Origin of the sequence: Clostridium sp. (assembly GCF_036643715.1) — a bacterium.
GTDB lineage: Bacteria > Bacillota > Clostridia > Clostridiales > Clostridiaceae > Clostridium.
The window spans coordinates 3,605-15,982 of record NZ_JAVXRL010000062.1 but is presented as its reverse complement, the minus strand read 5'-3'; the positions used below and the strand labels follow the sequence as shown (position 1 = coordinate 15,982).

Below are 12,378 nucleotides of genomic sequence, written 5' to 3'. Positions count from 1 at the left end.
TTTGCTTTTGATGGAGATGCAGATAGATGTCTAGCTGTTGATGAAAAAGGAAACCTTATAAATGGAGACTTTATATTAGCACTATGTGCAAATCATCTTAAGGAGCTAGGAAGACTTAAAGATGATACTTTAGTAGTTACTGTAATGAGTAATTTAGGTTTAGATATAGCTTGTAAGAAAGTTGGAATAAATCTTGAAAAAACTAAAGTTGGAGATAGATACGTTTTAGAAGAAATGCTTGAAAAAGGATATGTACTTGGTGGGGAACAATCAGGACATATAATATTCTTAGAATGTAATACAACAGGTGATGGACTAGTTACAGCACTTCAAGTTGCATCAATAGTTAGAAGAAATAAGAAGACTTTAAGTGAATTATGCTCAATCATGAGAGAACTTCCACAAGTATTAGTAAATGCTACAGTTCCTAATGAAATGAAAGATATTTATTTAAAAGATGCTGAAATAATAGCAGAAATAGAAAGAATGGAAAAATTAATGGATGGTAAAGGAAGAGTTTTAATAAGACCTTCAGGTACTGAACCATTAGTAAGAGTTATGTTAGAGGGTGAAGATCAAGAAGAAATTGATAAATTAGCTCATAATCTAGCAGATATGATATTAGCTAAATGTAAATAATATGTGATTTTAAAAGCCTAAAAATATGTTTTCATATTTTTAGGCTTTTTTTTATTTAATTAAAAGAAAAAGACAAATTATTCGAAATGTCTATTTTGAAATGATAAATATATAGCTATTATTATAGCAATAAGTAAAGTTATACTTGGAATTTTTAACTAAAAGTTAAAAAAAGTACATTTATATTAGTAAATAGTTAAAAAAATCAATCAAAATAACTTTATATTATCTTATTGTAAAATAATTGATAATTTGTTGACTTAAGGAAAAAGTAATAGTATTATTTTAAATAACAATAAATTTAAATTAAAGGGTTTGATGGAACCTAGCAATATTTTTAAATTAGGACGTACTATACCCACTTCTTATTATTGCATGAATAAGGGTGGTTTTTTTATATAATTTTAAGATGAAAAGGGGGAAATTTTATGAAAAGACATGTTTTATCTGTACTAGTTAGGAATTCATCAGGAGTGCTTAGCAGAGTGTCAGGCCTATTTTCAAGGAGAGGATATAATATAGACAGCCTTTCAGTAGGAAAAACGGAAGACCCTGATGTTTCTAGGATGACAATATCATTAAATGGGGATGATGATATTTTAGAACAATTTCAGAAACAACTTAAAAAATTAGTTGAAATAATAAGTGTAGAAAATTTAAAGCCAGAAAATGCAGTATATAGAGAATTGGTTTTAATAAAAGTTAAAGCAGATGCAGAAAAACGTGCATCTATAAATGAAGTAGTTAAAATATTTAGAAGTAAAATAATAGATATTTCAAAAGAAACTTTAACTATTGAATTAACTGGAGATGAAAGTAAAATTTCAGCAATTATAAATTTAATGCAAGAGTACGGAATAGAGGAACTTGTGAGAACCGGTGTAACAGCCCTTGAAAGAGGAGATAAGACAATAAAGAATCATGAAGAGTTTTTAGGAATTTAAAAATATTATTATAAAAACTAAATAGGGGGTGAGTATGTGGGTAGAAGCATTGAAATATTTGATTCAACTTTAAGAGATGGTGCTCAAGGACAAGGTATAAGTTTTTCATTAGAAGATAAGTTAAAGATAGTTAAAGCACTTGATGAATTAGGAGTTACGTATATAGAAGCTGGAAATCCTGGATCAAATCCTAAAGATATGGAGTTCTTTAAGAGAATAAAAAAGTTAAATCTTATAAATTCTAAAATAGCAGCCTTTGGATCAACTAGAAGACCTAATATAAAAGTTTATGATGATACAAATTTAAAAAATATATTAGAGGCAGAGACTAAAGTAGTTGTTATATTTGGAAAATCCTCAGCATATCAAGTTAAAAATATTTTAAAAACTGAATTAGATGAAAACTTAAAAATGATAGAAGAAACGATAAAGTTTTTAGTAAGTAAAGGCAAAGAAGTAATATTTGATTGTGAGCATTTCTTTGATGGATATAAAGAGAATAAAGAGTATGCTTTAGCTACGGCAAGGGTAGCAAAGGAAGCTGGATCAATAACAGTTGTGCTTTGTGACACTAATGGAGGATCACTTCCAGAGGAAATAAAAAGTATTACAGAATGTACTATAAAAAATGTTGGCTCTAAAATAGGAGTTCATTGTCATGATGATATTGGAATGGCTGTAGCAAACTCAATTATGAGTATAAGCGGTGGAGCAACTCACATACAAGGTACTTTTTTAGGAATTGGAGAAAGATGTGGTAATGCAAATTTAAGCTCAATAATTCCAACATTAAAACTAAAACTAAATTACGATGTTATAAGTGAAGAAAATTTAAATAGATTAACGGCAATAGGACGATATATATCTGAAATATCAAACCTTTCTTTAAAAGATGAAGCTCCATACATTGGAACATCAGCATTTGCACATAAAGGTGGAATGCACATTGATGCAGTATGCAAGGATCCAAATTCATACGAACACATAAATCCAGAAATAGTAGGAAATAAGCGAAGATTTCTAATATCAGAAGTAAGCGGAAAGAGTACAATCTTAAATGAAATTCAAAAGATTTTCCCAAATATAGAGAAAAATAGTAAAGAAGTGACTAACGTAACAGAGAAGTTAAAAGAATTAGAATATGAAGGATACAAATTTGAAGGTGCTGAAGGTACAGTTGAACTTGTAATGAGAAAGATAATAGGCAAGTATAAACCTTTCTTCAAGCTAAATCATTTTAAAATAATAGGGGAACAACCTTCCTTTAATGCAGAGTTTGCATCATCAGCAATGATTAATATTAATGTTGATGGAAAAGAAGAAATAAGTGCAGCAGAGGGAGATGGCCCTGTAAATGCACTAGATAAAGCTTTAAGAAAAGCACTTGAAGTATTTTATCCAAAGCTTAAAGATGTAAGGCTTGTTGATTATAAAGTTAGAGTATTAGATTCAGAAAGTGCAACAGGAGCAAAAGTTAGAGTATTAATAGAGTCTACAGATGGTGTTGAGAATTGGAGCACAGTTGGGGTATCAAGAGATGTGATTCAAGCAAGCTGGATAGCACTTGTAGATTCAATAGAATATAAATTAATTAAAGATATTGAAAGAGAAGTAAAAACGTATTTTTAAAAGGGGGATTAAAAGGTATGGGAATGACGATGACACAAAAAATACTTGCAGACCATGCAGGTCTTAAAAATGTAAAACCAGGACAACTTATAGAGGCAAAATTAGATTTGGTGTTAGGTAATGATATAACGACACCTGTTGCCGTTACAGAATTCAAAAAGTTTGGAGACTGCAAAGTTTTTAATAAAGAAAAAATAGCTATAGTACCAGATCATTTCACTCCAAATAAAGATATTAAAGCTGCGGAGCAATGTAAATATATAAGAGAGTTTGCAAAAGATAAAGAGATAGAAAATTTCTTTGAAGTTGGAGAAATGGGTATAGAGCATTGCTTAATACCTGAAAAAGGTTTAGTTGTAGCTGGTGATGTAGTAATTGGAGCGGATTCACACACATGCACTTATGGAGCACTTGGAGCATTTTCAACTGGAATAGGATCAACAGATATGGCAGCTGGAATGGCAACTGGAAAGTGTTGGTTTAAAGTACCTAGCGCTTTGAAATTTGTTCTTAAAAATAAGCCAGCAAAGTGGGTATCAGGGAAAGATATAATTCTTCATATAATTGGGATGATAGGAGTAGATGGTGCTCTTTACAAATCAATGGAGTTCTTTGGAGATGGGTTACAATATCTTTCAATTGACGATAGATTCACAATGGCAAATATGGCAATTGAAGCTGGAGGTAAAAATGGAATATTCCCAGTAGATGAAAAGACTGAGCAATATTTAAGGGAGCATTCAAGTAGAAATTTCAAAGTGTATGAGGCTGATAGGGATGCAGAGTATGAGAAGGTGTATGAGATTGATTTAAGTAAGCTTAGGCCAACCGTAGCTTTCCCACACTTACCTGACAATACAATGATAATAGATAACATTCATGATATTGATATAGATCAAGTTGTAATTGGTTCTTGTACAAATGGTAGAATGTCAGATCTTAGAATTGCAAGAGATATATTAAAAGATAAGAAAGTAAAAAAGGGGATAAGATGCATAGTATTCCCAGGAACACAGGCAATATATCTTAAGGCTATAGAAGAAGGAATAGTTCAAGACTTAGTTCGTGCAGGGGCTGTTGTCTCAACTCCAACATGTGGACCATGTCTTGGAGGGCATATGGGTATACTTGCAAAAGGAGAAAGAGCTATTTCAACAACAAATAGAAATTTTGTTGGAAGAATGGGTCATGTTGAATCAGAAGTATATCTTGCAAGTCCAGCAGTTGCAGCGGCATCAGCGTTAACAGGTAAAATAACAGATCCACAATTAGTCTAAAAAGTAAGGGGGAATTTAAATGAAGGCAAAGGGCAGAGTTTTTAAATATGGGGACAATGTTGATACTGATGTAATAATACCAGCAAGATACTTAAATACATCAAATCATAAAGAGCTTGCACTTCACTGTATGGAAGATATTGATAAAGACTTTATAAAGAATGTTAATTCAGGAGATATTATAGTTGCAAATAAAAACTTTGGATGTGGATCCAGTAGGGAACATGCTCCAATTGCAATAAAAGCAGCTGGGGTTAGCTGTGTAATTGCAAAAACATTTGCAAGGATATTTTATAGAAACTCTATAAATATAGGGTTACCTATATTAGAGTGCGCGGAGGCTGTAGATAACATTGAAGAAGGAAATGAATTAGAAATAGATTTTGATAACGGAATAATAAAGAATCTAACTAAAAATGAAGAGTATAAGGGGCAAGCATTTCCAGAGTTCATGCAGAAAATAATAAATAGTAATGGGTTAATAGGGTATATAAATGATAAATAAGCAATAAGTATTAAATTGTATATATTAAGGGGGGATTTTAAAATGAAATATAATTTAGCTGTTATTCCTGGAGATGGAATAGGACCAGAGGTTATGGAGGAAAGCATAAAAGTTTTGAATGCTATAGGACATAAGTTTGGACATCGTTTTGATTATGAATACTTTAAAGCTGGAGGAGCTTCTATAGACCTTTATGGTACACCGCTTCCAGTTGAAACTTTAGAAGGATGTATGAGAAATGACTCAGTTTTATTAGGGGCAGTTGGTGGACCAAAGTGGGATGGTAAAGCTTCAAATATTAGACCAGAACAAGCTCTTTTAGGATTAAGGGGTGGTTTAAATCTTTATTGTAATCTAAGGCCAGCGTTACTTTATGAACCACTTAAAGATGCATCACCACTTAAATCTAACATAATAGGTAACGGTATAGATATCCTTGTTGTACGTGAACTTACAGGTGGAATATATTTTGGAAGAAGAGGAAGAGAAAAAGTAAACGGATTAGATAGTGCATATGATACTTTAAGATATAACGAAGATGAGATAAAAAGAATAGTTAAAATAGGTTTTGAATCAGCAATGAAAAGAAAAAAGAAATTAACTAGTGTTGATAAAGCCAATATTCTTGAAAGTTCAAGACTTTGGAGAGGAATAGTTAATGAGATGGCAAGTGATTATCCGGAAGTTTCAGTAAATCACTTATATATAGATAATGCAGCAATGCAGTTAGTCAAAGATCCAAAGCAATTTGATGTAATTGTAACTGATAATATGTTTGGAGATATATTATCTGATGAAGCTAGTATGATAACAGGGTCAATTGGAATGTTACCATCAGCATCTCTTGGAGAGGGGAGCTTTGGAATGTATGAACCAATACATGGAAGTGCACCTGATATTCAGGGAAAAGGAATAGCAAATCCATTAGCGACAATACTATCAATAGCAATGATGCTTAAATATAGCTTTAACTTAGAAGAAGAAGCTAATGTTTTAGAAAAAGCTGTTGTAACTGTTTTAGAAAAAGGGTATAGAACAGGAGATATAATGAGCGAAGGAATGAAATGTATTGGAACAAAGGACATGGCAAAGCTTGTTATAAGTGAAGTAGAAGGGGCTGAAGTATAGAATGAGAAGCGATTTAGTAAAAAAGGGAGCATCAAAAGCTCCTCATAGATCATTATTTAAAGCTGCAGGGCTTACAGAAGATGAAATTAATAAACCGTTGATTGGTATAGTAACTTCTCAAAATGATATTATTCCAGGGCATGTACATTTAGGTAATATTATTGAAGGTGTTAAGAAAGGTGTCCTTGCAAATGGAGGAACACCACTTGTATTTCCAACTATAGGAGTTTGTGATGGGATTGCTATGGGGCATATTGGGATGAAGTATTCATTAGCGACAAGAGAGCTTATTGCAGATTCAATTGAATGTATGACTTTAGCTCATGGATTTGATGCATTAGTTTTAGTTCCAAACTGCGATAAAATAGTGCCAGGTATGATAATGGCAGCATTAAGGCTTAATATACCAGCTATTGTAGTTAGTGGTGGACCAATGCTTGCAGGAAAGTTTAAAGGAGACGCTATTTCCTTATCTACTATGTTTGAAGCGGTTGGAGCATATGAATCTAATAAAATGTCAAAAGAAGAGTTATGTGAAATGGAAAATAAGGCATGTCCAACATGTGGGTCTTGTTCAGGGATGTTTACTGCTAATTCAATGAATTGTCTAACAGAGGTATTAGGACTTGGACTTCCAGGTAACGGAACTATACCAGCAGTTTATTCAGAAAGAATAAGACTTTCTAAAGAAGCTGGAAAAGCAATAATGAAACTTTTAGAAAAAGATATAAAGCCTAGAGATATTGTTACTGAAAAAGCAATAAAAAATGCATTAACTGTTGATATGGCACTTGGTTGTTCAACAAACTCAGTACTTCATTTAACTGCAATAGCCAATGAAGCAAAAGTTTTAATGAATTTAGATATTATAGATGAAGTTTCAGAGAAAACTCCAAATCTTTGTAGATTAGCACCAGCATCACAAACGCATATTGAAGATCTATACTCAGCAGGTGGAATTACAGCTGTTATGAATGAACTTTCAAAGAAAAATTTAATAAATTTAGATTGTATTACAGCTACATGTAAAACTCAAGGTGAAAACATAGAAGGCAATATAGTAATTGATAGAGAAGTAGTTAAAGACATAGAAACTCCATACAGTGTAACTGGTGGAATTAAAGTTTTAAAAGGAAATATAGCAAAGGATGGTGCTGTAGTTAAGAAGTCAGCTGTTAGAGCTGAAATGCTAAAGCATGAAGGGCCAGCTAAAGTTTTTAACTCAGAAGAGGAAGCTATAGATGCAATAGTTAGAGGGGAAATCGTAGAGAATGATGTTATTGTAATTCGCTATGAAGGACCAAAAGGTGGACCAGGAATGAGAGAAATGTTATCACCAACTGCTGCAATATCTGGTATGGGTCTTGATAAATCAGTAGCACTTATCACAGATGGAAGATTCAGTGGTGCAACAAGAGGAGCTGCAATTGGTCATGTATCTCCAGAAGCTGCTGAAGGTGGAGAAATTGGGCTAATTAAAGATGGTGACATCATATTAATTGATATAGAAAAAGGAAAATTAGAACTTAAAGTTTCTGATGAGGAACTTAATATAAGAAGAGAAAATCTTGTAATGCCAGAACCTAAAATAAAGAGTGGTTATTTATCAAGGTATGCAAAGCTTGTTAGTTCAGCTAGTACAGGCGCAGTATATAAATAAAATTTAAAGGAGGGGGCTATATGTTATTAACAGGGGCAGAAATATTAGTTAAATCCTTAATAGATGAAGGTGTTGATACACTATTTGGTTATCCTGGTGGATCAGTACTTAATATATACGATTCTCTTTATAAATATAAAGATGAGATAAATCATATACTGACATGTCACGAACAAAATGCTGCACATGCAGCAGATGGATATTCAAGGGCGACTGGAAAGGTTGGAGTTTGCATTGCAACTTCAGGACCAGGTGCAACGAATTTAGTAACGGGAATTGCAACAGCATATATGGATTCAATACCAATGGTTGCAATTACAGGTAACGTAAATAAGCCTCTCCTTGGAAAAGATAGCTTTCAAGAAGTTGATATTCAAGGAATAACAATGCCTGTTACAAAACACAATTATATAGTTAAAGATGTTAAAGACCTTCAAAAGGTTATTAAAGAAGCTTTTATTATAGCAAAGTCAGGACGTCCAGGACCTGTGTTAATTGATATACCAAAGGACGTTACGGCAAGTAAAACAATGTATTTGAATATTGAAAGTAAAGAAGCTAAGAGGAAAGATGAGTATATAACAGATGAGGCTTTAAAGCTTGTTTCATATATGATAAACAATTCAAAAAAACCACTTATATATGCAGGTGGCGGTGTTATTTTATCAGAAGCATTAGAAGAACTTAAAGTTTTTGCAGAAAAGATAGATGCACCTGTTTGTACATCATTTATGGGAAAGGGTGCAATAAGCGAAGAACATGATTTATATACTGGAATGATTGGCATGCATGGGACTAAAGCATCAAATATTGCAGCAACAAAATGTGATTTACTTATAACACTTGGAGCTAGATTTTCAGATAGAGTTATAACAGATCCAGAAAATATTTCAAATGCAAAAGTTATACACATTGATGTAGATCCAGCAGAAATAAACAAAAATATAAAAGTTGATTCTTTTATAATTGGGGATTTGAAAGTTGTATTAGAAAGATTGATTCCATTAGTAAGTGATAATAATCATGATGAGTGGAAGCGTAAGATAGGTAGAGTAAAAGAGAGTAATAACAAAAAAATAGATGAAGAAAAATTAACTCCAGAATATTTGTTTGATAAGTTAAATGAATTAAATGAAGATGGAAATATACTAATAACAACAGAAGTTGGTCAGCATCAAATGTGGGCAGCTCAATACTTTAATACAAAGAGAGAGCGAAGTTTTATATCTTCAGGTGGCCTTGGAACTATGGGATATGGACTTGGTGCAGCAATAGGTGCAAGTTTTGGAAGACCAAAGGCAAAAGTTATAAATATTGCTGGCGATGGAAGCTTTGGAATGAACTGTAATGAACTTGCAACAGCTGTTTCTAATAACTTGCCAATTATAGTAATAATTATGAATAATAATTCACTAGGTATGGTAAGACAGTGGCAAAGCTTATTCTATGAGGGAAGATATTCAGCAACAACACTTAATAGAAACACTGATTTTGTGAAACTTTCAGAAGCTTTTGGTGGTGTTGGTTTCAGGATTACAGAAGTTGAAGAAGTAATGCCAGTATTAAAAGAAGCATTACAAAGTGATAAGTTAGTTGTAATAGATTATGTAATTAATAGTGATAAAAAGGTATTTCCGATGGTTGCTCCTGGAGCACCTATTAATCAAATAATAAATGAAGAAGATGTTTAAAATAGAAGGGGGAAATAGTTATGGCAAAGATGTTTTATGAAAAGGACACAAATTTACAATTATTAAAAGGTAAGAAGGTTGCAGTAATTGGTTATGGTAGCCAAGGACATGCACATGCATTAAATTTACATGAGAGTGGAATTGATGTTGTAGTTGGCTTATATGAAGGAAGTAAATCTGTAAATAGAGCTAAAGAGTCTGGACTTGAAGTTTTATCAGTAAAAGAAGCAGCTAAAGTTTCAGATATTATAATGATTTTAGTACCAGATGAGAAGCAAGCCAAATTATATAAGGAAGAAGTAGCACCAAATCTAGATGCGGGTAATGCATTAGTATTCGCCCATGGATTTAATATTCATTATAATCAAATAGTTCCACCGGCAGATGTTGATGTATTTATGGTTGCGCCAAAAGGTCCAGGACATATGGTAAGAAGAACTTATACTGAAGGTTCAGGTGTTCCATGTCTTATAGCTGTATATCAAGATGCAACAGGTAATGCTAGAGAATTGGCTTTAGCATATTCAAATGGAATTGGTGGCGCTAGAGCAGGAGTTTTAGAAACTACATTTAAAGATGAAACAGAAACTGATCTTTTTGGAGAACAAGCAGTTTTATGTGGAGGATGTACAGCACTTATTAAAGCTGGATTTGAAACTTTAGTTGAAGCTGGATATGCACCAGAAAATGCTTACTTTGAATGTTTACATGAAATGAAGTTAATAGTAGATTTACTATATCAAGGTGGTATGAGTATGATGAGATATTCAATTTCAGATACTGCAGAGTATGGGGATTATGTTGTTGGAAATAGAATAGTAACAGAAGAAACTAAGAAAGAAATGAAGAAAGTTTTATCTGAAATCCAAGATGGAACATTCGCAAGAAATTGGTTAACTGAAAATATGGTAGGAAGACCACATTTTAATGCGATGAGAAGAAATGAGAAAGAGCATCAAATCGAAAAAGTAGGAAGAGAACTTAGAGAGATGATGAGCTGGATTGATAGTAAAGAACTAGATTAATATTGCTACCCAAGGTGTCTTTTTTTAAGACATTCCCTAAAAATATATATACGGGTAAAAGCCACATGATATCATGTGGCTTTTATTTGCGTACTAATGTTAATAAAATATTATAAAAAAGTACATATTTAAATACTATTATTATAGTGAGAGAATCAAGAAATGGAGGATAATCTTTAAATGACAAAAGAGAAAATTTCAAGAAAGAAAGAGAATCAGCTATACATATATGTAATATTACTGATAGTTACAGGAATAACATTAATACCAATGCTATCATCAAAAGTAATAAGAGGAGATGACTATTTCTTTCATTTACTTAGAATAGAAGACATAAAAAATGGACTTAATTATGGACATTTTCCTGTTAATATAATGCCAGAAACTTTATTTGGATATGGGTATGGTAACGGACTTTTTTATCCAGACTTACTTCTTTACTTTCCTGCATTAATAAGAAAATTAGGTGTTAGCTTAGTAGATTCATACAAGATATTTATGTCATGTTGTACTATTTTTGCAACATTTACAATGTATTTCTCTACAAAAAGAATATTAAAAAGTAGTAATAAAGCACTATATATATCAATATTTTACATTTTTGCTCAATATAAAATAACAGATTTATATACAAGAGCAGCGGTTGGAGAGTACATGGCATTTATATTTATACCAATTATAATTTTAGGTGCTTATGAATTATTATATAAAGATTATAAAAAGTGGTACATACTAACTATAGGAATGAGTGGAATCGTACTATCACATCTTTTATCAGTATTTATAGTTTCAATAATGTGTGGTCTTATATACTTATTAAGTATAGGAAGATTAATAAAAGAACCAAAGAGGATACTATATTCAATAATATCAGCAGTTACTACACTTTTATTAACTAGCTACACTTTAGTGCCAATAATTGAACAGATGACAAGTGGTAAGTTTTCAGTTCAAGAAGTAAGCCCATTTGCATATAAAAATGCATCTTCAATTAGTAAACTTTTAACTGATGGTTCATGGATGTTATATTCAATTGGGTACATATTACTGTTTGCATCTATTATATATATTTTTGTTCCTATGAAGAGGAAAAATAGGTTTGTAACAATTTGTTTTATTGTTGGAGTTATATCATTTTTATTAACTTTAAAGACTCCAGTATTACACTTAATATGTGAAAAAATAAAAATATATAACAATATACAATTTGCATGGAGACTAAACTTAATAGCAACGCCATTACTCTGTATAGCACTTGGATATTCTATGGATGAATTAATGCCAAAGAAGATTAATAAGACAATAATTGTATTATTAATAACAGTTATATCAGTAGTGTCATTAGTTAGTACAGTTGAATTTTTAGAGAATACAAAAGTTATTGATGTTGATTTTTCTAATTATATAAAAACACATGGTTCAGATATCGGTATGGGAGAGTACTTGCCAGATGGAGCCACAACTAAGAAACTTAAAGAAAGAGGCCCTGTTGTAACAAGTAATGATAAGAAATTCGCTTATACTAACTATAAGAAAAAAGGAACTTTAATTAATTTAGATTATAAAGTTAGTAAAGATAATAGTTATATAGAATTACCATTATTATATTATAAAGGTTATTCGTATAAAATAACGTCTAAAGATGGACAAGTAGAAAAAGGACAAGCAACTCATGGCAAAGATATGGTTGTTAAAATTGATGTTTCTAATATTAAGAGTGGTCACTTAGAAGTTGATTATACTGGAACTACGCTTATGAAAATTGGTGATATAGTTACTATACTTACTTTAATAAGTATGATAATTTATATAATTAAAAGAAATAGAAGTAAAATTTCATAATATAAAAGGTAATGCTTAAAATAAAGCATTACCTTTTT

The 12,378-nt window shown here is 31.6% G+C and carries 9 protein-coding genes and 1 pseudogene; all 10 read left to right on the top strand.

The window, feature by feature from the left end; genetic code table 11:
- A pseudogene (locus RSF37_RS13460) lies at positions 1 to 639 on the top strand (phosphoglucosamine mutase); the annotation flags it as partial.
- Positions 640 to 1,067: 428 nt separating this feature from the next.
- Positions 1,068 to 1,583, top strand: a complete 516-nt coding sequence (gene ilvN, locus RSF37_RS13455) for an acetolactate synthase small subunit (RefSeq protein ID WP_332564900.1) — start codon at positions 1,068 to 1,070, stop codon at positions 1,581 to 1,583.
- Positions 1,584 to 1,619: 36 nt separating this feature from the next.
- Positions 1,620 to 3,212 (top strand): citramalate synthase, encoded by a 1,593-nt coding sequence (gene cimA, locus RSF37_RS13450; protein WP_332564899.1) that lies wholly within the window; start codon positions 1,620 to 1,622, stop codon positions 3,210 to 3,212.
- Between the two features lie 17 nt (positions 3,213 to 3,229).
- Entirely contained in the window at positions 3,230 to 4,489 is a 1,260-nt protein-coding gene (leuC, locus tag RSF37_RS13445; protein WP_332564898.1) for a 3-isopropylmalate dehydratase large subunit, read from the top strand.
- Between the two features lie 19 nt (positions 4,490 to 4,508).
- Positions 4,509 to 4,994, top strand: a complete 486-nt coding sequence (gene leuD, locus RSF37_RS13440) for a 3-isopropylmalate dehydratase small subunit (RefSeq protein ID WP_332564897.1) — start codon at positions 4,509 to 4,511, stop codon at positions 4,992 to 4,994.
- 42 nt (positions 4,995 to 5,036) lie between these two features.
- The gene (gene leuB / locus RSF37_RS13435; protein ID WP_332564896.1) at positions 5,037 to 6,122 is read left to right on the top strand and encodes a 3-isopropylmalate dehydrogenase; all 1,086 of its coding nucleotides are present in this window, start codon (positions 5,037 to 5,039) and stop codon (positions 6,120 to 6,122) included.
- A gap of 1 nt (position 6,123) precedes the next feature.
- Positions 6,124 to 7,782 (top strand): dihydroxy-acid dehydratase, encoded by a 1,659-nt coding sequence (gene ilvD / locus RSF37_RS13430; protein ID WP_332564895.1) that lies wholly within the window; start codon positions 6,124 to 6,126, stop codon positions 7,780 to 7,782.
- Between the two features lie 20 nt (positions 7,783 to 7,802).
- Positions 7,803 to 9,473 carry a biosynthetic-type acetolactate synthase large subunit gene (ilvB, locus tag RSF37_RS13425; protein ID WP_332564894.1) on the top strand — a complete coding sequence of 557 codons (1,671 nt, stop codon included), beginning with the start codon at positions 7,803 to 7,805 and terminating at the stop codon, positions 9,471 to 9,473.
- A 20-nt stretch (positions 9,474 to 9,493) separates the two neighbouring features.
- The gene (gene ilvC / locus RSF37_RS13420; protein WP_332564893.1) at positions 9,494 to 10,498 is read left to right on the top strand and encodes a ketol-acid reductoisomerase; all 1,005 of its coding nucleotides are present in this window, start codon (positions 9,494 to 9,496) and stop codon (positions 10,496 to 10,498) included.
- Between the two features lie 180 nt (positions 10,499 to 10,678).
- Positions 10,679 to 12,340, top strand: a complete 1,662-nt coding sequence (locus RSF37_RS13415; protein ID WP_332564892.1) for a hypothetical protein — start codon at positions 10,679 to 10,681, stop codon at positions 12,338 to 12,340.
- Positions 12,341 to 12,378 lie beyond the last annotated feature (38 nt).

Coding starts and splice junctions, on each gene's coding strand:
- ilvN (WP_332564900.1), top strand. CDS start 1,068: ATGAAAAGACATGTTTTATCTGTACTAGTTAGGAATTCATCAGGAGTG.
- RSF37_RS13415 (WP_332564892.1), top strand. CDS start 10,679: ATGACAAAAGAGAAAATTTCAAGAAAGAAAGAGAATCAGCTATACATA.
- ilvB (WP_332564894.1), top strand. CDS start 7,803: ATGTTATTAACAGGGGCAGAAATATTAGTTAAATCCTTAATAGATGAA.
- leuC (WP_332564898.1), top strand. CDS start 3,230: ATGGGAATGACGATGACACAAAAAATACTTGCAGACCATGCAGGTCTT.
- leuB (WP_332564896.1), top strand. CDS start 5,037: ATGAAATATAATTTAGCTGTTATTCCTGGAGATGGAATAGGACCAGAG.
- ilvC (WP_332564893.1), top strand. CDS start 9,494: ATGGCAAAGATGTTTTATGAAAAGGACACAAATTTACAATTATTAAAA.
- ilvD (WP_332564895.1), top strand. CDS start 6,124: ATGAGAAGCGATTTAGTAAAAAAGGGAGCATCAAAAGCTCCTCATAGA.
- leuD (WP_332564897.1), top strand. CDS start 4,509: ATGAAGGCAAAGGGCAGAGTTTTTAAATATGGGGACAATGTTGATACT.